Origin of the sequence: Pseudomonas sp. Larv2_ips, from assembly GCF_963879675.1 — a bacterium.
Taxonomy (GTDB): domain Bacteria; phylum Pseudomonadota; class Gammaproteobacteria; order Pseudomonadales; family Pseudomonadaceae; genus Aquipseudomonas.
Map to the genome: position 1 here is coordinate 377,955 of NZ_CAWOAW010000027.1, position 20,126 is coordinate 398,080.

Below are 20,126 nucleotides of genomic sequence, written 5' to 3' on the forward strand. Positions count from 1 at the left end.
CCTGCTAAAACAAAAAGGCCAACGCTCAGCGTTGGCCTTTTTTATTGGGTCGAAATAAGCCGTTTTCCCAATGCTCCACGTGGAACATCAAGCTTATTGGTTCGAGTTTACTGCCGCCACACTCTCCAACCGATAACCGTATCCATAGATGGTCAACAGTTGCCAGCCACGGTCGGCGGTTAGTCCCAGCTTGTTGCGCAGGCGATAGATATGAGTGTCCAGCGGCCGCGAAGAGACCATCTCCTCATGAGACCAGAACCGTTCATACAGGTATTCACGGGACAACGGACGCGCCAGATTGGCGAACAAGCAACTGGCCAAGCGGTATTCACGCTCAGTCAGGTTGATAGGTTTGCCCGCACGAGTGACGGTCAGTTCAGCATCGTCGAAGGTCAGATCGTTGAAGCTCTGCACTTCATGGGCGGTTGCTTTTTGCAGACCATGGCGACGCAGAACGGCTGTGATCCGGGCTTTCAGTTCATTGGGCCGGAAAGGTTTACTGACGTAATCATCCGCCCCACTGTTCAGCGCAGTGACGATATCGCTCTCGGCGTCCCGACTGGTGAGCATGATCACGGCGGGCGGTGATTCCATGTGCTCGCGGGTCCAGCGCAGCAACGCGATACCGGTGATGTCGGGCAGTTGCCAGTCGAGTATCAGCAAGTCAAAGGTCTCCCGGCGCAGCTGGCGCAGCAGGTCTTCACCACGCTCGAAGCAATGCACGGACCACGGCTGTTCCGCGGTGCTGGGAATCTGTCGCAGTGTCTGCTCAACCCGGCGCAACTCAGCGGGCTCGTCATCCAGTATTGCGACACGCATGGGTGGGTCCCTTCTACTAAAAAAACGGCGCAAATGCCGGCCATCGAATCTGAATAATTGTGGTCAGATTCAGCGGACCATGAATCTATCGATACGCTGATATCAAAGAGCCTTTAATCCGTTGGAAGACCTCGATACCTTGGAGGAAAGATACCCACTCCTGCCCGTAAGGAAAAGGTTCAGCATGAAGCGCTCAGGAAAGTCTAACAGTGAGACCGATATGAGCTTCACTGGGTTCAGTACACCGCTCATATCGAACAGGGAGAAGCCGGGGCATATGGCGCGTTCAACTATCCACTCTCGACACCTCTACACGCCTGCGACGGTGGCCCGGTGATGCTGTGGCGAAAATCCGAAAAACGCCAACCCACCCGAGCGCAACTGCTGTTCCACGGTTTGATACGTGAGTGGCTGTTGATTGGCCTGGTCCTGCTGCCCTTCACGGTTTACCTGTCTTTGAGCCCAGGTCTGGCCCTCAATAACCCGCTGTACGACAGCCTTCGTCGCCTGACGCCATTGCCGGTCGACCCGCGGATCCTGCTGGTGACTATTGATGACCAAAGCCTGAAAAAGCTAGGCCAGTGGCCCTGGCCACGCAGCGTGCATGCTGACCTGATTGACCGGCTCAGTGCTGCTCGACCGGCAGGCATATTGTTTGATGTGATCTTCAGCGAGCCCGGCGAAGCGGCGGATGACCAACGACTGGCCGACGCGGTGTGCAAGGCCGGCAATGTGTTGTTGCCCACGGCGAGTTCAGACGCGCCGGATGAGCAACTGTTGCCACTGCTCAAATGCGCCAAAGGCATGGGCCAGATCAATGTCGAAGCCGATAACGACGGTGTCGTACGCAGCCTGTATATGCGCGAGGGTCCGCCCGGTAACACGCTTGCGCAGCTGGCATGGCTCGCCTATACGTTGACTGGGCAAACATCACCCATGCCAGGGCTCGCCAGGGAACCTGACGGTCAGCATTGGCATCGTGAACACGCGGTTCGTGTCCCTTATACCGCGCAGGGCCACTTTCCCAGCGTGTCCTACGTCAGCGTATTACAGGGCGAGGTACCGCCTGACGTGTTGCGTGGCCGGTTGATATTGGTCGGTGCCACGGCCTATGGAATGGGTGATCGCTTTGTCACGCCCCTCTCTTCCACGGTGGGCTCTACGGCCGGAGTGGAGATCCAGGCCAACATCCTTAATGGATTGCTGCTGGGGCGCAGCATCGTCGATCTTCCAGGCTGGCTTGCCGCATTGATGGCCGCTTCGCTGGTGGCGTTGCTGCTGGGGCTGCTGTTGTATCGGCCGCGCTATGCGCTATGGATGACCCTGGCTTGCATGGTCACCGCACTGCTCGGCTCATGGGCCTTGCTGCGCCTGGGGCATTGGTGGTCACCCGCAGCGTGTCTGATCGGGCTGCTGCTCAGCTACCTGATCTGGAATTGGCGCCGCCTGAGCGTGATCCTTGCTTACTTCGGTTGGGAACTGGCACGCCTGGATAACGAACCCAAAGTGCTGCCCGAGCGCCGCCGTGCGCCCGCCAGCAAAGGTGACGTATTGCAGGGGCGGATCTTTGCGCTTGAGCAGGCGGTAAGCCGCACGCGCGACACGCGACGCTTTATGGCGGACGGGTTGGAGTGCCTGCCGGTGGCGACCCTGATTACCGATCCCCACGGCAGCATCCTGCTGGCCAACCGCGTCGCCCGTGAGGTGTTCGGCAACGATCTGGTGGCCACAAATCTATTGGAGCAACTCGCCGACCTCGGCTACCCGCCGCTGCACAATGGTGTTCGCCCTGCCCTGTCGGCGCTGCAGCTTATCGAGTTTCGTGATATCCACCAGCGCAGTCTGCGCATGGAGCTGGCACCTTTGCTGCCGGCCGAAGGTGATGTCGCCCTTGGCTGGCTGCTGAGCCTTACCGACTTGAGCAAGGAGCGTGAAGCCCAACAGCACCGCGAGACGATGTTGCGCTTCCTGTCCCATGACCTGCGTGCACCGCACTCGGCGATCCTGGCATTGCTGGATGTGCACAACGGCGATTCACCGATATTTGCCCAGATCGAACAACAGGTGAAACGCGCATTGAGCCTCACCGAATCCTTCGTGCAGTTGGCCAAAGCCGAAGCTGACGGCTACCACTTCCAGCCGACGCTATTTGCCATGCTGGTCATGGATGCCTTTGACCAGGTGGCAGTGATCGCGCAGCTCAAAGGCATTCACCTGGTGCACGATCTGGATGAGGCGGACGAGGGCATGGTCTCAGCCGATCAATCATTGCTGACACGGGCGCTGTTCAACGTGCTGGAAAACGCCATCAAGTACTCCCCGTCAGGCACCACCGTCACGCTGAGCCATGGCAGCACGCAAGGTTGGTTGGAATGCCGCATCAGCGATCAGGGGCCAGGCATCGCGCCCGGGGATTTGCCGGAGTTGTTCAGCCAGTACCGACGCTTCGATTCAGCCCAGGGCAGTGAAGGTTTGGGACTGGGGCTGACCATGGTCAAAGCCGTGATTGAGCGCCATGGCGGTCGTGTCCTGTGCGAGAGCGAGTTAGGCAAAGGATCGACCTTCAGCCTGAAACTGCCCCTGCTTGATACGTAAAAAACCTGGTTTTCTGCTGTGCATAAAAAACCGGCCAAAAGGACCGGTTTTTTAATGCGCAAAAAAACTTATGCACGTTTTTCGCGATTTTATTAGCTTCAGAAATATGTAAGTAAATCAGCTTCTTATGAACCAAAAACGTCGATTCGCCAACAAACCGTACACAGGTTATCCACAGACGCTCAAATCGCCGGCGTCTCTACCACCACAGGCTCGGGAGGCAATGAACCCATGGACCGTTGCTGCGCTTCATTCCACGCTGCGGCGCGGTCATTCAACGCTGCAATGGCACGTGGTCCTTCGCCTTCTGCGTACATCGGCTCGCCAATCACCACCGTGATGGTGCCTGCGCGTTTGGCCCAACCGGTCTTCGGCCAGAACTTGCCGGCGTTATGCGCAATCGGCAATACCGGCAGGTTGGCGTTGACCGCCAGGGCGGTGCCGCCCCGCGAGAATTTACCTACGGTGCCGTAAGGCACACGCGTGCCTTCCGGAAAGATCAGTACCCAGACGCCATCCTTGAGCAACTCATCGCCTTTTTTGGCGACGTGCTTGAGCGCGGCCTTGGGGTTGTCACGATCAATGGCGATCGGGCGCAACATGGCCATGGCCCAGCCGAAAAACGGCACATACAGCAGCTCGCGCTTGAGCACCTGGCTCAACGGCGAAAAGTACGCGGAGAGGAAGAACGTTTCCCAGGTGCTCTGGTGGTTCGACAGAATCACGCAGGGCTGCTCCGGGACATTTTCAGCGCCCTTCACTTCGAAACGGATGTTCAGGAACACCTTGGTCAGCCACAGCGCACAGCGGCACCAATAAACGTTGATAAAGCGATAGCGCGCCTTGAACGGCAGGAACGGCGCAATAAAAAAGCTCAGGGTGCACCAGAGAAACGAACTGGTGCCCAGCAGCAGGTAAAAGAAAAAGGTTCTGATGGCCTGCAAGATCGACATGGCGGCATTTACCGTTGCGGGACACGGCCCGCCTGTTAAAAGCGCACTCCCGAACAGTCCTTGGTCAGGAAGTCGAGGGCGGCTAGTTGTTGATAAGTTCTGCGGCAACTGCCGCCAGATCGTCAAAAATCAAAGTGCCTACCGGCAGGTCTTTCGCCTGGGTCTTTTCGCCTTTCCCGGTCTTAACCAAAACTGGCTGAGAGTCGACGGCTTTGGCCGCCTCCAGGTCACCGAGGCTGTCCCCGACGAACCATAGCCCAGCCAAGGGCACCTTGTAATGTTCTGCAATGGTTTTCAACATGCCAGGCTTGGGTTTGCGGCAATCGCAGCCCTCATCCGGCCCGTGGGGGCAGTACACCACCAGCCCCACCTCACCGCCCTGCTCGGCCACCAACGTGCGCAAGCGCGCGTGCATGGCGTCCAGGGTAGCGATGTCGTAATAACCACGGGCGATGCCGGACTGGTTGGTGGCGATGGCCACTGTCCAGCCGGCTTTGCTCAACTGCGCGATGGCCTCGATCGAGCCGGGCAGTGGAATCCACTCTGCCACCGACTTGATGTAAGCGTCGGAGTCGTAATTGATCACTCCGTCTCGATCGAGAATCAGCAGTTTCAACATGATCAGCCCAGTACGGAAATGTCAGCGATGTTGATGAACAAACCACGCAGACGCGCCAGCATGGCGTAGCGGTTTTTCCGCACGCCGGCATCGTCGGCATTGATCATCACGGCTTCGAAAAACGCATCCACCGGCTCACGCAAGGTGGCCAGGCGCGCCAGTGCTTCGGCGTAGTTGCGTTCAGCCAGCAGCGGCTTCACTGCGTTTTCGGCCTTGGCGATGGCCGAGTTCAACGAGAACTCCTTGGCATCGGCAAACAGGCCCGGGTCGACTTCGGTATTGCCGAGGTTGTCGGCCTTGCTCAGCAGGTTCGAGACGCGCTTGTTCACGGCAGCCAGTGCATCGGCTTCCGGCAGCTTGCGGAAGGCCTGTACGGCCTGCACTCGCTGATCGAAGTCCAGCGCCGAGCCGGGTTGCAGGGCACGGACCGACAGGTACACCGAAACATCCACGCCTTCGTCTTCGTAACGCGCACGCAGGCGGTCGAACACGAACTCCAGGACTTGCTCGGCCAAACCGGCTTGCTTGACCTTGCCACCGAACTGGCCGACCGCAAACACCACGGCCTGGGTCAGGTCGAGGTCGAGCTTTTTGTCGATCAGGATACGCAGCACGCCCAAGGCAGCACGGCGCAGGGCGTACGGGTCTTTGCTGCCGGTGGGCAACATGCCGATACCGAAGATACCGACGAGAGTGTCCAGCTTGTCGGCGATGGCCACGGCCGCACCGGTCAAGGTGGTTGGCAGCTCAGCACCGGCACCGCGCGGCATGTACTGCTCGTTCAGCGCCAGGGCTACATCGTCTGGCTCGCCGTCGTTGAGGGCGTAGTAGTAACCGGCAACGCCTTGCATCTCCGGGAACTCGCCGACCATTTCGGTGGCCAGGTCACATTTGGACAGCAGGCCAGCGCGGGCAGCCCAGGCAGCGTCACCGCCAATGCGCGGCGCAATGTAGGCTGCCAGCTTGGAAACGCGCACGGCTTTGTCGTAGACGCTGCCGAGTTTTTCCTGGAACACCACGTTCTGCAGGCGCAGGTTGAAGTCTTCGAGCTTCTGCTTCTTGTCTTGCTTGAAGAAGAACTCGGCGTCGGTCAGGCGCGGACGAACGACTTTCTCGTTACCGGCGATGATCTGCTGCGGGTCCTTGCTTTCGATGTTGGCCACGGTGATGAAGCGCGGCAGCAACTTGCCGTCCACGTCCAGCAGGCAGAAATACTTCTGGTTGTCCTGCATGGTGGTGATCAGCGCTTCTTGTGGCACGTCGAGGAAACGCTCTTCGAACGAGCACACCAGCGGCACTGGCCACTCAACCAAAGCGGTCACTTCATCGAGCAGGCTTGGCGGCACGATGGCGGTGCCTTCCTGCAGGCGGGCCAGCTCTTCGGTGCGCTTGCTGATCAGCTCGCGACGCTCGTTGGCATCAGCCAGCACGTAGGCGGCGCGCAGGTCGGCGGCATAGTTGGCGGGCGACGTGATGCGCACGGCTTCTGGGTGGTGGAAGCGATGACCACGCGAGTCACGGCCCGCCTGCTGAGCGAGGATCGTGCAGTCGATCACCTGATCACCTAGCAGCATCACCAGCCATTGGGTTGGGCGTACGAATTCTTCTTTGCGAGCACCCCAGCGCATGCGCTTGGGGATCGGCAGGTCGTTGAGGGAATCTTCAACGATGGTCGGCAACAGGCTCGCCGTCGGCTTGCCGGTGATGACCTGGCTGAAACGCAGTTTCGGGCCGCTCTGGTCGATCTCGCTCAGCTCGACGCCGCACTTCTTGGCAAAGCCCAGGGCTGCTTGAGTCGGGTTGCCTTCCGCATCGAAAGCGGCCTGGCGCGGCGGGCCGTCGAGGTTGATGCTGCGGTCCGGCTGCTGGGTTTCCAGCGCGGTCAGCAACACAGCCAGACGACGTGGCGCGGCGTAGACTTTTTTCGCCGCGAATTTCAGGCCAGCGCTGTGCAGGCCTTTCTCAATACCGGCCAGGAACGCGTCGGCCAGGGTGTTGAGTGCCTTGGGTGGCAGCTCTTCGGTGCCCAGTTCAACCAAAAAATCTTGAGCACTCATTGTGCAGCCTCCAGCTTAGCCAACACTTCATCACGCAGGTCCGGGGTTGCCATCGGGAAGCCCAGCTTGGCGCGCGCCAGCAGGTAGGCTTGGGCGACGGAACGCGCCAGGGTGCGCACACGCAGGATGTATTGCTGGCGCGCGGTGACCGAGATGGCACGGCGGGCATCCAGCAGGTTGAAGGTATGGGAGGCCTTCAACACCATTTCATAACTTGGCAACGGCAGCGGCTGGTCGAGTTCGATCAGGCGCTTGGCTTCGCTTTCATAGAAGTCGAACAGCTCGAACAGCTTGTCGACGTTGGCATGTTCGAAGTTGTAAGTGGACTGCTCCACTTCGTTCTGACGGAACACATCGCCATAGGTGACCTTGCCGAACGGGCCGTCAGCCCACACCAGGTCGTAGACCGAGTCCACGCCTTGCAGGTACATGGCCAGGCGCTCCAGGCCGTAGGTGATCTCGCCGGTCACCGGGTAGCACTCGATGCCGCCCGCTTGCTGGAAGTACGTGAACTGCGTCACTTCCATGCCGTTGAGCCAGACTTCCCAGCCCAGGCCCCAGGCACCCAGGGTTGGCGATTCCCAGTTGTCTTCGACGAAACGGATGTCGTGCACCAGTGGGTCCAGGCCGACATGTTTCAACGAGCCCAGGTACAGCTCCTGGAAGTTGTCCGGGTTGGGCTTGAGTACCACCTGGAACTGGTAGTAGTGCTGCAGGCGGTTCGGGTTTTCGCCGTAGCGGCCGTCAGTCGGGCGACGACTGGGCTGCACATAAGCGGCGTTCCAGGTTTCCGGGCCAATGGCCCGCAGGAATGTAGCGGTGTGGAAAGTGCCGGCGCCTACTTCCATATCGTAGGGCTGAAGTACCACACAACCTTGCTCGGCCCAGTATTGCTGGAGGGCGAGGATCAAGTCTTGGAAGGTACGCACGGCTGGCGTAGGCTGGCTCACGAAATTCACCTGTTACTTGGGCTGCGATTTAAAGAGCGGGAGTATACCCGATTCGGCCGCGCCACCATCCCCTGGAGCCTTATGCCACGCTGCTTTTGGTGTTCTGAAGATCCGCTGTACATGGCTTATCACGATCAGGAGTGGGGAACGCCGCTGCGCGATGCGCAGGGTCTGTTCGAGTTGCTTTTGCTCGAAGGGTTCCAGGCGGGCCTGTCCTGGATCACCGTTTTACGCAAACGCGAGCATTATCGAAAGGTCCTGTTCGGCTTTGATGCACAGCGTCTGGCGCGCCTCAGCGATGCCGAGATCGAGGCGCTGATGCTCGACCCTGGCATCGTGCGCAATCGCCTGAAGCTCAACGCCACCCGCCGCAATGCCGCGGCCTGGCTGGCGCTGGAAGACCCAGTGGGTTTGCTCTGGTCGTTCGTGGGCGGCGTGCCCAAGGTCAATCACTTCAAGGACCGCAGCGAGGTCCCGGCGATTACGCCCGAGGCTGAAGCCATGAGTCGCGCCTTGAAAAAAGCCGGCTTCACCTTCGTCGGCCCGACCATTTGCTACGCCTTCATGCAGGCCAGCGGGATGGTCATGGACCACACTCAAGACTGCGACCGTTACGCGGACTTGGCCAACGCCGGTTAGAATGCCGGCTTTGCGCACCACACACGATCAGGAGTGACCTGTGGAAAAGTTTAAAGGCGCCTTGCTGGTAGGCGCTCTTCGGTTGTTTGCCTTGTTGCCTTGGCGCGCTGTTCAGGCCGTGGGCACGGCAATTGGCTGGATCATGTGGAAAACCCCCAACCGCTCCCGCGAAACAGTGCGGATCAATCTCTCCAAATGCTTCCCGGACATGGACCCCGCCGCCCGCGAGCGCCTGGTCGGCCAAAGCTTGATGGACATCGGCAAGTCCCTGACGGAAAGCGCCTGCGCCTGGATCTGGCCGGCCCAGCGTTCCATCGACCTGGTGCGCGAAGTCGAAGGCCTCGAAGTGCTGCACGAAGCCCTGGCCTCGGGCAAAGGCGTGGTGGGCATCACCAGCCACCTGGGCAACTGGGAAGTGCTCAATCACTTTTATTGCAACCAGTGCAAACCGATCATTTTCTACCGCCCGCCCAAGCTCAAGGCGGTGGATGAACTGCTGCAAAAACAGCGCGTGCAATTGGGCAACCGCGTGGCGGCGTCCACCAAGGAAGGCATTCTCAGCGTGATCAAGGAAGTGCGCAAAGGCGGCCAGGTGGGCATTCCCGCCGACCCGGAGCCGGCGGAATCGGCCGGGATCTTCGTGCCGTTCTTCGCCACCCAGGCGCTGACCAGCAAGTTTGTACCGAACATGCTTGCGGGCCATAAGGCGGTGGGCGTATTCCTGCATGCGCTGCGGCTGCCGGACGGTTCAGGTTACAAAGTGATTCTGGAAGCGGCGCCGGAAGACATGTACAGCACCGACACCGCCACATCCTGCGCGGCGATGAGCAAGGTGGTGGAGCGCTATGTCGGCGCCTACCCGAGCCAATACATGTGGAGCATGAAACGCTTCAAGAAACGCCCGCCGGGTGAGGCGCGGTGGTATTGATACTCGACTGACTCAAGGTCGATGCAAAAACAATGTGGGAGCGGGCTTGCTCGCGAAGGCGGTGTATCAGCTACACATTCAGTGACTGACACTCCGCCTGCGCGGGCAAGCCCGCTCCCACATGTGTGATCGCCATTCAGGCCTGGCGGTCGAGCTTTTTCAGGAACACTGTCATCTCTTTTTCGGCCTGCTTGTCGCCATGGGCCTGGGCCGTTTCAATGCCCTTCTCCCACGCCAGCCGCGCCGCCGCACTATCGCCCAAGCCCGCCTGCGCCTTGCCCAACAACTTCCACGCCGCCGAATACTTCGGATCAAACTCGACACACTTGTGCAAATGCTCGGCCGCCTTGGCGTTGTCCTTCGCGTCCAGATAACCCTTGCCCAAGCCAAAGCGCAGCAATGAATTATCCACACCCTTGGCGAGCATTTTTTCCAGGGATTCGAGCATGGTGGCGTGTCCTTTCAGCTGGGTAAGGTTTTCAATCGCGTCATCGCGGGCAAGCCCGCTTGCGCGCTAAAAACGCGATCACCTGTGGGAGCGGGCTTGCCCGCGATGACGACGGCAGGCTCACCTGAATGTTTTGATCAGAAAAAGCTCAAGCCCACGTGGAACAACTTCTCCACATCGCGGATATGTTTCTTGTCCACCAGAAACAGAATCACATGGTCGCCCGTGACGATCACCGTATCGTCGTGGGCGATGAGCACCTCTTCGTCACGAATGATCGCGCCAATGGTGGTGCCCGGCGGCAAGCCGATATCGCGGATGGCCTTGCCGATCACCTTGCTCGACTTTGAGTCGCCATGGGCAATCGCCTCAATGGCTTCCGCCGCGCCCCGGCGCAGTGAGTGCACGCTGACGATATCGCCACGGCGCACATGAGCCAGCAAGGTGCCAATGGTGGCCAGCTGCGGGCTGATGGCGATGTCGATATCGCCACCCTGGATCAAGTCGACGTAGGCCGGGTTGTTGATGATGGTCATCACCTTCTTCGCCCCCAGCCGCTTGGCCAACAGCGAGGACATGATATTGGCCTCGTCATCGTTGGTCAGTGCCAGGAAAATATCGGCGTCGGCGATGTTCTCTTCCATCAGCAGGTCGCGGTCCGAGGCGCTGCCTTGCAGTACGACGGTGCTGTCGAGGGTGTCGGACAAATGCCGGCAGCGCGCCGGGTTCATCTCGATGATCTTCACCTGGTAGCGGCTTTCGATGGCTTCGGCCAAGCGCTCGCCGATCTGCCCACCGCCGGCGATGACGATGCGTTTGTAGGTCTCGTCCAGCCGGCGCATTTCGCTCATGACCGCGCGAATATTCGCTTTGGCGGCGATGAAAAACACTTCGTCGTCGGCCTCGATCACGGTATCGCCCTGGGGCAGGATCGGCCGGTCGCGCCGGAAAATCGCCGCCACGCGGGTTTCTACATTCGGCATGTGCTCGCGCAACTGGCGCAATTGCTGGCCCACCAGCGGACCGCCGTAATAGGCTTTAACGGCGACCAATTGCGCCTTGCCCTCGGCAAAGTCGATCACCTGCAAGGCGCCCGGAATTTCGATCAGGCGCTTGATGTAGTGAGTCACCACTTGTTCGGGGCTGATCAGCACGTCCACTGGAATCGCGTCGTTGTCGAAAAGCCCTGCACGGGTCAGGTAAGCCGCCTCACGGACGCGGGCGATTTTGGTGGGCGTGTGAAACAGGGTGTGGGCGACCTGGCAGGCGACCATATTGGTCTCGTCACTGTTGGTGACGGCCACCAGCATGTCGGCATCGTCGGCACCGGCTTGGCGCAGCACCGTCGGGAATGACGCGCGGCCTTGCACGGTGCGGATGTCGAGACGGTCGCCGAGGTTGCGCAGGCGCTCGGCATCGGTGTCGACCACCGTGATGTCGTTGGCTTCGCTGGCCAAATGCTCGGCCAGCGTGCCGCCGACCTGCCCTGCCCCAAGGATGATGATTTTCATCCGGTCACTCCCTTAAACCCATTAGCCGCGCGCGGCGGCAATCTTGATCAGTTTGGCGTAGTAGAAGCCATCGTGTCCGCCTTCTTGCGCGAGCAGCTGACGGCCGTGAGGCTGCTTGATGCCGGCTGCCGTGGCGAGGTCCAGCTCGCGCGCGCCGCTGGTGCGGGCGAGGAAGGCTTCGATTACTTCGGTGTTCTCGGTGGGCAAGGTCGAGCAGGTGGCGTAGAGCAGAATGCCGCCGACTTCCAGGGTTGGCCACAGGGCGTCGAGCAGTTCGCCTTGCAGCCCGGCCAGGGCGGCGATGTCGTCGGGTTGGCGGGTCAGCTTGATGTCCGGGTGGCGGCGAATCACGCCGGTGGCGGAGCACGGCGCGTCCAGCAGGATGCGCTGGAAGGGTTTGCCGTCCCACCAAGTGGCGGTGTCGCGGCCGTCAGCGGCGATCAGCTCGGCGCTCAGGCCCAGGCGGGCGAGGTTTTCACGCACGCGCACCAGGCGCTTGGCTTCCAGGTCGACGGCGACGACAGCGGCGAGGTCTTTTTCGACTTCCAGAATGTGACAGGTCTTACCGCCCGGCGCGCAGCAGGCGTCGAGCACGCGTTGGCCGGGCGCCAGGTCGAGCAGGTCGGCGGCCAGTTGGGCGGCTTCGTCCTGCACGCTGATCCAGCCTTCGGCAAAACCAGGCAGGCTGCGTACGTCGGTGGCCGCTTCCAGCACGATGCCGTCGACGCTGTACACGCACGGCGTGGCGTTGATGCCGGCGTCGGTGAGCAATTGCAGGTAGGCGTCGCGGCTGTGATGGCGACGGTTGACCCGAAGAATCATTGGCGGGTGCGCATTGTTGGCCGCGCAGATGGCTTCCCATTGCTCAGGCCAGAAGGCTTTCAGGGACTTTTGCAGCCAGCGCGGGTGTGCGGTGCGCACCACCGGGTCGTGTTCCAGCTCGGCCAGCAGCGCCTCGCTCTCACGCTGGGCGCGGCGCAGCACGGCGTTGAGCAGCGCCTTGGCCCAAGGTTTTTTCAGCTTGTCGGCGCACCCAACGGTTTCACCGATGGCGGCGTGGGCCGGCACGCGGGTGTAGAGCAATTGATAGAGGCCGACCAGCAGCAGCGCTTCCACATCCGCATCCGCCGCTTTGAACGGCTTTTGCAGCAGCTTGGCCGCCAGCGCCGACAAGCGTGGCTGCCAGCGCGCGGTGCCAAAGGCCAGGTCCTGGGTGAAACCGCGATCACGGTCTTCAACCTTATCCAGCTGCGTAGGCAGCGAACTGTTCAGTGAAGCCTTGCCATTCAGTACGGCGGCGAGGGCCTTGGCGGCGGCCAGACGCGGGTTCATTGAGCGACCGCCCCGAGAACCGTGCCCAGAGCAAATTTCTCACGACGGCTGTTGAACAAATCGCTGAAATTAAGCGCCTTACCGCCGGGCAATTGCAGACGGGTCAGGCACAGCGCCTGTTCACCGCAGGCGACCAACAGGCCTTCTTTGCTGGCGCCGATGATTTCGCCGGGGGTGCCCTTGCCCTCAGCCAGGGTGGCGGCCAGCACTTTCAGGGCTTCGCCACTGAGTGTGCTGTGGCAGATCGGCCATGGGTTGAAGGCGCGCACCAGGCGCTCCAGCTCTACGGCCGGGCGGCTCCAGTCGATGCGCGCTTCGTCTTTATTCAGTTTGTGGGCGTAGGTGGCCAGGCTGTCGTCCTGCACTTCGCCTTCGAGGGTGCCGGCAGCCAGGCCGGCGATGGCCTGGACCACAGCGGGCGGGCCCAGCTCGGCTAGACGGTCATGCAGGCTGCCGCCGGTGTCTTGGGCGGTGATCGGGGTGGTGACTTTCAGCAGCATCGGGCCGGTGTCCAGGCCCGCCTCCATGCGCATCACGGTCACACCGCTTTCACGGTCGCCGGCTTCCACGGCGCGCTGGATCGGCGCCGCACCGCGCCAGCGTGGCAACAGCGAAGCGTGGCTGTTGATGCAGCCCAGGCGCGGGATATCCAGCACCGCCTGAGGCAGGATCAAGCCATAGGCCACGACCACCAGCAGGTCTGGCTTCAACGCCGCCAGCTCCGTCTGGGCCTCGGCGTTGCGCAGGGTTGGCGGTTGCAGCACAGGGATGTTGTGTTCCAGCGCCAGCTGCTTGACCGGGCTCGGCATCAGTTTTTGCCCGCGACCGGCCGGGCGGTCCGGCTGGGTGTACACCGCGACAATGTCATAAGGGCTGGCAAGCAGCGCCTTGAGGTGTTCGGCAGCGAATTCGGGAGTGCCGGCAAAAACAATGCGCAGTGGCTCGGTCATGGGAGGTCTCGGTTAAAAACAGTCACAAAAGAAAAAGGCTTGCCGCAGCAAGCCTTTGGAAGAAGGGCATCAAGCTTGCTGGCGATGCTTTTTTTCCAGCTTCTTCTTGATCCGGTCGCGTTTAAGCGTGGACAGGTAATCGACAAACAGCTTGCCGTTGAGGTGGTCGCACTCGTGCTGGATGCACACGGCCAGCAGGCCATCGGCGATCAGCTCGTAGGGCTTGCCGTCACGGTCCAGCGCCTTGATCTTCACGCGCAGCGGGCGTTCGACGTTCTCGTAGAACTCCGGCACCGAGAGGCAGCCTTCCTGGTATTCGCCCATCTCTTCGGTCAGCGGTTCGAACTCGGGGTTGATAAACACCCGCGGTTCGCTGCGATCTTCCGACAGGTCCATGACCACGACGCGCTGATGCACGTTGACCTGGGTGGCGGCGAGGCCGATGCCCGGGGCTTCATACATTGTTTCAAACATGTCATCGACCAACTGACGAACCTTGTCGTCCACTACGGCCACCGGTTTGGCGATCGTGCGCAGGCGCGAGTCGGGAAATTCGAGGATGTTCAAAATAGCCATAAGCGTAATTGCTGCACATGTGAGGTAGAGGCAAATCGGCGGTGGGATGGACCCAGGCAGCCGGTGTGAAAGGTGCGAAAGCCGCGAAGGCTATGGCATTTCACGCGAACGCACATAATAAAGGAGATTGACCCCATGAGGAAATCGCTACTCGTCTTGCTGCTGTGGACGCCGCTCACGATGGCCTTGATCCCACCGTCCGGCCAGCGCCTGGAGCCGGCGACGCAGCAGGCCATCCAGTACTTTTTACTGCACAACCGCATACTCGACACGGCCCACGACCTGGACAACGCGCCTTACATTGTCGCGGCCGACGCGGGCCGGGTGCTGGGTGCCAACGGCGACCGTGTGTATGCAAGGGGCGCCCTGGACCCCACACAGCCCAATTACGGGATTTTTCGCCGCGCCAAGGCCTACACCGACCCCGACACTCAGGAATTGCTGGGCATCAACGCCGACAACATCGGCACCGCGCGCTTCGTAATGGCCGGCGATCTCACTACGCTGGCGGTGCAGCGAGTCACCCAGGAAGTACGTCCCGGCGATCGGCTGCTGCGCGCCGAACCTCCGGTTGACCCGGCCCCGGTGAAGCGTGCGTCCTTTGTTAAGGGGCACATCATCGACATTCCCAAAGGCGTCACCCAGATTGGCGTACTGGACGCCGTTACCCTGAACAAAGGCCGACGCGACGGGCTGGTTGAAGGCCAATTGCTGACCGTGATCAAAGCCGGCGAGACGATCCGCGACAACCTCACCGGCGCGGCAACCCAACTCCCCGATGAACGCGCCGGCACGCTGCTGGTGTTTCGCACCTATGAAAAGCTCAGCTATGGCCTGGTTCTCAGCGCCTCACGCTCGCTGGCAGTCATGGACCGATTCGAGACTGCCCAACAAACACAATAAATAGCCTGCTAAATAAGTTACCAACAGAGTTATCCACAGCTTGTTCCGGTCAAGGATGATCAAATGTATCCGATAAACAGCAGCGAAATTTCCCCGTCAGAACTGGAAGCTCGACTACGCTTGCACAGGCTGCCAGAACTGGGTTCCAAGCGTTTTCGTGTGTTGCTCGAAGCCTTCGGCTCTGCCTCAAAAGCCATCAGCGCCCCTGCCAGTGCATGGCGTTCCCTCGGGTTGCCGGCCGTGAGCGCCGATGCCCGCCGCAGCCCTGAAATACGCGACGGTGCCAGTGAAGCATTGGCGTGGTTGGAGCAGCCGGCCCAGCATTTGCTGATGTGGGACCAACCTGAGTACCCGGCACTCCTCGCCCAGATCGACGATGCCCCGCCGCTATTGTTCGTCGCCGGTGACCCCAAAATCCTGGAAAAACCGCAGTTGGCCATGGTCGGCAGTCGCCGTGCGTCGCGACCCGGCATGGACACCGCAGCGGCCTTTTCCCGCAGCTTGGCGAGCGCCGGTTTTGTCATCACCAGTGGTCTTGCGTTGGGCATAGACGGCGCGGCTCACCAGGCAGCGCTGGATGTCGGCGGCCAGACAATCGGCGTGCTCGGCACCGGGCTTGAAAACTTTTATCCACAGCGCCACCGGCAGCTCGCAGCCACGATGATTGCCCAGGGCAGCGCGGTGGTTTCCGAGTTTCCGTTGGACGCCTCGCCACAGGCTGGCAACTTCCCCCGGCGCAACCGGATCATCAGTGGCCTGTCGCTGGGCGTGCTGGTGGTGGAAGCCAGCATGGCCAGTGGCTCGCTGATCACCGCGCGGCTGGCGGCCGAGCAAGGGCGCGAGGTGTATGCGATCCCGGGTTCCATCCATCACCCCGGTGCCAAAGGCTGCCACCAATTGATCCGCGATGGCGCGACGCTGGTGGAATCCATCGAGCACATTCTGGAAGGGTTACGTGGCTGGCAGGCGCTGTCCCGGCCGGCGCCCGTGCCGGTCACGCATCCGCTGGTGGCGCTGCTGCATGCCGCGCCTCACACCAGCGAGGGCTTGGCCCTTGCCAGCGGGCGGCCGTTGTCCCAGGTGCTGGCTACTCTCACTGAGCTTGAGCTCGAAGGCCAGGTGATCTGCGAAAGCGGGCGCTGGCTTGCGCGCTGCTAGGTTTTGTAAAGAAGATCGGTAAACTGCGCAGAGCTTTAGTCCGGAGAGTGAGTAATGGTCAACAGGTGGCGTGTGCTGGAAACCGCACGGGAAATTCGCGCAGGCGCGGTGATTGCCTACCCGACCGAAGCGGTCTGGGGCCTTGGCTGCGATCCGTGGAACGAAGAAGCGGTGGACCGGCTGCTGGCGATCAAGAATCGGTCGGTGGACAAGGGCCTGATCCTGGTGGCGGACAATATTCGCCAGTTCGATTTTCTCTTTGAAGACTTCCCGGACACCTGGATCGAGCGCATGGCCAGCACCTGGCCTGGGCCCAATACCTGGCTGGTGCCCCATCAGGACTTGCTGCCTGAGTGGGTAACGGGTGTGCATGACACGGTGGCGTTGCGGGTGACTGATCATCCGCTGGTGCGGGATTTGTGCTCGCTGGTCGGGCCGCTGATTTCCACCTCGGCGAACCCGCAAGGGCGCCCGGCTGCGCGCACGCGGCTTCGCGTGGAGCAATACTTCCGTGGTCAGGTAGATCGGGTATTGGGCGGCGCTCTGGGTGGGCGCAAGAACCCGAGCCTGATTCGCGATTTGGCGACGGGTGAGGTGGTGCGGCCTTCCTGAGACCGAGGTCGGCCATCGCGGGCAAGCCCGCTCCCACATTCGGTCGCGTTCCTTCAGTTGGAATGCGATCAAAGTGTGGGAGCCGGGCTTGCCCGCGATGAGGCCATTACTGACCCCAGCGATCTATCGCCTCACGGCAACAAAATGGTCGACCCAGTAGTCCGCCGCCCCGACAGCTCAGTCTGCGCCTTCGCCGCGTCCGCCAGCGAAAACCGCTGGTTGATGTCAATGCGCACCTTGCCGCTCTTGATCATCGAGAACAAATCATCCGCCATCGCCTGCAAGTCTTTCGGGTTGCTGGCGTAAGTCGCCAAGGTCGGCCGGGTGACATACAGCGAGCCCTTGGCCGCCAGAATGCCCAGGTTCACCCCATCCACCGCGCCCGACGCATTACCAAAACTCACCACCAGCCCACGTGGCGCCACGCTGTCCAGCGAGGTCAGCCAGGTGTCCTTGCCGACGCCGTCGTACACCACCGGGACTTTTTTGCCGTCGGTCAATTCCAGTACGCGTTGTGCGACGTTTTCCTTGCTGTAGTCGATCGTTTCCCAGGCGCCGAGGGATTTGGCCAAGGCGGCTTTTTCCGGCGAGCTCACCGTACCGATGAGCTTCACGCCCAGGGCTTTGGCCCATTGGCAGGCCAGCGAGCCCACACCACCGGCGGCGGCGTGGAACAGAATGGTTTCGCCGCCCTTCAATTCGTAGGTTTGACGCAGCAGGTACTGCACGGTCAGGCCTTTGAGCATCGCACCGGCAGCCTGTTCGAAGCTGATGCCGTCCGGCAGGTGCACCAGGTTGGCGGCGGGCAGTACGTGCAATTCGCTGTAGGCGCCCAGCGGGCCGCTGCCGTAGGCCACGCGGTCGCCGACTTTGAATTGCGTAACCTCGCTGCCCACGGCATCGACCACACCGGCGCCCTCTGCGCCCAGGCCCGAGGGCAGGGCCGGCGGCGCGTAAAGGCCGCTGCGGAAGTAGGTGTCGATGAAGTTCAGGCCGATGGCCTCGTTGCGCACACGAACCTGCTGCGGGCCAGGTTCTGCCGGCGTGTAGTCCACATACTCAAGCACTTCGGGGCCGCCATGGGCGCTGAACTGGATACGTTTGGCCATCTGCACTTCTCCTGAGGTCGAATTCGCGTAGCCCTCTATCCCACTCCTATGCTTGATCTTCGTCAACTGCGGCGCACCTAAGTGCAGTGCCACGTAATCGCAGTGGTATCCTGTGCGCCCATTTGCCGCCGACGCCGCATGGCCTCGCGTAGCTTTGCCCGATTCAAGGTGATGCCATGACTACCCGCACCGAGGCTGTTAAAGCCTACCTGCTCGACCTGCAAGACCGCATTTGCAGCGCCCTGGAAACCTTCGAGACGGACACTCGCTTTATCGAAGACGCCTGGACCCGGCCCGCCGGTGGCGGCGGTCGCACCCGAGTGATCGAAAACGGTACGGTCATCGAAAAAGGCGGCGTTAACTTTTCCCACGTGTTCGGCAGCGGTCTCCCACCGTCCGCCAGCGCGCATCGCCCCGAGCTGGCCGGTCGCGGCTTTGAAGCCTTGGGCGTGTCGTTGGTGATCCACCCGCACAACCCGCATGTGCCGACGTCCCACGCCAATGTGCGCTTTTTCATCGCCGAAAAAGAAGGCGAAGAACCGGTGTGGTGGTTCGGGGGCGGCTTCGACCTCACGCCCTACTACGGCAACGAGGAAGACTGCATCCACTGGCACCGCGTTGCCGAGCAGGCCTGTGCGCGGTTCGGGCCGGACGTGTACTCGCGCTACAAAGCCTGGTGCGATACGTATTTCCATATCAAGCACCGCAACGAACCGCGCGGCATCGGCGGCCTGTTCTTCGACGATTTGAACGAGTGGGACTTCGACACCTGCTTCGCCTTCATCCGCGCCATCGGCAATGCGTACATCGACGCCTACCTGCCGATCGTGCAGCGCCGCAAGGCCATGGCTTACACCGAACAGCAGCGCCAGTTCCAGGAGTTCCGCCGAGGACGCTACGTCGAATTCAACCTGGTCTACGACCGTGGCACCCTGTTCGGCCTGCAGTCGGGCGGGCGCACCGAGTCGATCCTGATGTCGCTGCCACCGCAAGTGCGCTGGAGCTATGACTGGAAGGCCGAGGCCGGTAGCGAAGAGGCGCGTCTCACCGATTACTTCCTGCAAGACCGCGACTGGCTCGGCCTCGCCGCGCCCAAGGCGGCTGTCTGATGGACCGTTATGTGGTGTTCGGCAACCCTATCGGCCACAGCAAGTCGCCGTTGATTCATCGCATGTTCGCCGAGCAGACCGGCGAGCAACTGGACTACAGCACCTTGCTCGCGCCTTTGGAGGATCTCACCGGCTGTGCCCGTGAGTTTTTTCAGCAAGGCCGTGGCGCCAATGTCACGGTGCCATTCAAGGAAGACGCCTACCGCTTGGCCAACAGCCTGACTGAGCGTGCCCAGCGCGCCGGCGCGGTGAACACCCTGAGCAAGCTGGCCGACGGCACCCTGCTGGGTGACAACACCGACGGCGCCGGCCTGGTGCGCGACCTGAAGGTGAATGCCGGGTTGAACCTGCAAGGCAAACGCATCCTGTTGCTCGGTGCTGGCGGCGCGGTGCGTGGGGCGTTGGAGCCCCTGCTGGCCGAGCAGCCTGCCGCGCTGATCATCGCCAACCGCACGGTGGAAAAGGCCGAGTTGCTCGCCGAGCTGTTTGACGATCTGGGCCCTGTGTCGGCCAGCGGTTTCGACTGGCTGCGTGAGCCGGTGGACCTGATCATCAATGCCACGTCCGCGAGCCTGTCAGGCGATGTACCGCCGATTGCCAGCAGCCTGATCGAGCCGGGCAAGACCTTTTGCTACGACATGATGTACGCCAAGGAACCCACCGCGTTCTGCCGTTGGGCGACAGAGCATGGCGCAGCAGTGGCGATGGATGGCCTGGGCATGCTCGTGGAGCAGGCGGCGGAAGCGTTCTTCCTGTGGCGCGGTGTGCGCCCGGATTCGGCGCCGGTCTTGGCTGAGTTGCGCCGCCAGTTGGCTGCGGCATAAATCTAAAAGTGAACACGGTCTAATGTGGGAGCTG

The 20,126-nt window shown here is 61.3% G+C and carries 19 protein-coding genes; 8 read left to right on the top strand and 11 right to left on the bottom strand.

All coding sequences use genetic code 11. The features are described from left to right. Positions 1-93 precede the first annotated feature (93 nt). Positions 94-819: a response regulator transcription factor gene (locus AACV02_RS18640; RefSeq protein ID WP_106575976.1), complete on the bottom strand. Its 726-nt coding sequence runs from the start codon at positions 817-819 to the stop codon at positions 94-96. Positions 820-1,152: 333 nt separating this feature from the next. Between AACV02_RS18640 and AACV02_RS18645 the strand changes: the two genes are divergently transcribed. Continuing rightward, positions 1,153-3,414: a CHASE2 domain-containing protein gene (locus AACV02_RS18645; protein WP_119741258.1), complete on the top strand. Its 2,262-nt coding sequence runs from the start codon at positions 1,153-1,155 to the stop codon at positions 3,412-3,414. 182 nt (positions 3,415-3,596) lie between these two features. Here AACV02_RS18645 and AACV02_RS18650 read toward each other — a convergent pair whose 3' ends face one another. From AACV02_RS18650 to glyQ, 4 genes are all read right to left on the bottom strand, one after another. Then, positions 3,597-4,367, bottom strand: coding sequence for a lysophospholipid acyltransferase family protein (locus tag AACV02_RS18650; protein ID WP_119741260.1), 771 nt, complete (start codon positions 4,365-4,367; stop codon positions 3,597-3,599). Positions 4,368-4,449: 82 nt separating this feature from the next. Continuing rightward, positions 4,450-4,989: a D-glycero-beta-D-manno-heptose 1,7-bisphosphate 7-phosphatase gene (gene gmhB / locus AACV02_RS18655; protein WP_177410061.1), complete on the bottom strand. Its 540-nt coding sequence runs from the start codon at positions 4,987-4,989 to the stop codon at positions 4,450-4,452. After that, a complete protein-coding gene (gene glyS / locus AACV02_RS18660) occupies positions 4,989-7,043 on the bottom strand; it encodes a glycine--tRNA ligase subunit beta (RefSeq protein WP_106575979.1) in 2,055 nt (684 codons plus the stop codon). Before glyS ends, gmhB begins: the two co-directional genes overlap by 1 nt. Then, a complete protein-coding gene (gene glyQ, locus AACV02_RS18665; RefSeq protein ID WP_119741262.1) occupies positions 7,040-7,993 on the bottom strand; it encodes a glycine--tRNA ligase subunit alpha in 954 nt (317 codons plus the stop codon). Before glyQ ends, glyS begins: the two co-directional genes overlap by 4 nt. Positions 7,994-8,074: 81 nt before the next feature. Here glyQ and AACV02_RS18670 point away from each other — a divergent pair, with 81 nt between their 5' ends. Together AACV02_RS18670 and AACV02_RS18675 are read left to right on the top strand one after the other, a co-directional pair. Continuing rightward, complete coding sequence (locus AACV02_RS18670; protein ID WP_106575980.1) at positions 8,075-8,632, top strand: DNA-3-methyladenine glycosylase I; 558 nt, start codon at positions 8,075-8,077, stop codon at positions 8,630-8,632. Positions 8,633-8,672: 40 nt separating this feature from the next. Beyond that, positions 8,673-9,560 carry a lysophospholipid acyltransferase gene (locus AACV02_RS18675; RefSeq protein ID WP_106575981.1) on the top strand — a complete coding sequence of 296 codons (888 nt, stop codon included), beginning with the start codon at positions 8,673-8,675 and terminating at the stop codon, positions 9,558-9,560. A gap of 136 nt (positions 9,561-9,696) precedes the next feature. Here AACV02_RS18675 and AACV02_RS18680 read toward each other — a convergent pair whose 3' ends face one another. From AACV02_RS18680 to def, 5 genes are all read right to left on the bottom strand, one after another. Further along, entirely contained in the window at positions 9,697-10,008 is a 312-nt protein-coding gene (locus AACV02_RS18680; RefSeq protein ID WP_119741264.1) for a hypothetical protein, read from the bottom strand. 137 nt (positions 10,009-10,145) lie between these two features. Next, positions 10,146-11,519, bottom strand: coding sequence for a Trk system potassium transporter TrkA (gene trkA / locus AACV02_RS18685; RefSeq protein ID WP_106575983.1), 1,374 nt, complete (start codon positions 11,517-11,519; stop codon positions 10,146-10,148). Between the two features lie 21 nt (positions 11,520-11,540). Continuing rightward, a complete protein-coding gene (rsmB, locus tag AACV02_RS18690) occupies positions 11,541-12,851 on the bottom strand; it encodes a 16S rRNA (cytosine(967)-C(5))-methyltransferase RsmB (RefSeq protein WP_106575984.1) in 1,311 nt (436 codons plus the stop codon). After that, the gene (fmt, locus tag AACV02_RS18695) at positions 12,848-13,801 is read right to left on the bottom strand and encodes a methionyl-tRNA formyltransferase (protein ID WP_119741266.1); all 954 of its coding nucleotides are present in this window, start codon (positions 13,799-13,801) and stop codon (positions 12,848-12,850) included. Before fmt ends, rsmB begins: the two co-directional genes overlap by 4 nt. Before the next feature lie 69 nt (positions 13,802-13,870). After that, entirely contained in the window at positions 13,871-14,377 is a 507-nt protein-coding gene (def, locus tag AACV02_RS18700) for a peptide deformylase (RefSeq protein ID WP_016970668.1), read from the bottom strand. A 135-nt stretch (positions 14,378-14,512) separates the two neighbouring features. Here def and AACV02_RS18705 point away from each other — a divergent pair, with 135 nt between their 5' ends. The 3 genes from AACV02_RS18705 to AACV02_RS18715 all read left to right on the top strand — a co-directional run bounded on the left by AACV02_RS18705 (position 14,513) and on the right by AACV02_RS18715 (position 17,050). Beyond that, on the top strand, positions 14,513-15,280 hold the full coding sequence (locus AACV02_RS18705; RefSeq protein WP_119741268.1) for a peptidoglycan-binding protein: 768 nt from the start codon (positions 14,513-14,515) through the stop codon (positions 15,278-15,280). Positions 15,281-15,343: 63 nt separating this feature from the next. Beyond that, the gene (gene dprA / locus AACV02_RS18710; protein WP_119741270.1) at positions 15,344-16,438 is read left to right on the top strand and encodes a DNA-processing protein DprA; all 1,095 of its coding nucleotides are present in this window, start codon (positions 15,344-15,346) and stop codon (positions 16,436-16,438) included. A 54-nt stretch (positions 16,439-16,492) separates the two neighbouring features. After that, positions 16,493-17,050, top strand: a complete 558-nt coding sequence (locus AACV02_RS18715; protein WP_106575988.1) for an L-threonylcarbamoyladenylate synthase — start codon at positions 16,493-16,495, stop codon at positions 17,048-17,050. A gap of 131 nt (positions 17,051-17,181) precedes the next feature. Here AACV02_RS18715 and AACV02_RS18720 read toward each other — a convergent pair whose 3' ends face one another. Next, positions 17,182-18,159, bottom strand: coding sequence for an NADPH:quinone reductase (locus AACV02_RS18720; protein WP_106575989.1), 978 nt, complete (start codon positions 18,157-18,159; stop codon positions 17,182-17,184). A 176-nt stretch (positions 18,160-18,335) separates the two neighbouring features. On the opposite strand from AACV02_RS18720, the gene hemF reads away from it, so the two are divergent. Next, positions 18,336-19,268: an oxygen-dependent coproporphyrinogen oxidase gene (gene hemF, locus AACV02_RS18725; RefSeq protein WP_119741272.1), complete on the top strand. Its 933-nt coding sequence runs from the start codon at positions 18,336-18,338 to the stop codon at positions 19,266-19,268. Continuing rightward, entirely contained in the window at positions 19,268-20,092 is an 825-nt protein-coding gene (gene aroE, locus AACV02_RS18730; protein WP_119741274.1) for a shikimate dehydrogenase, read from the top strand. The genes hemF and aroE overlap by 1 nt, the downstream gene beginning before the upstream one ends. Positions 20,093-20,126: the final 34 nt, after the last annotated feature.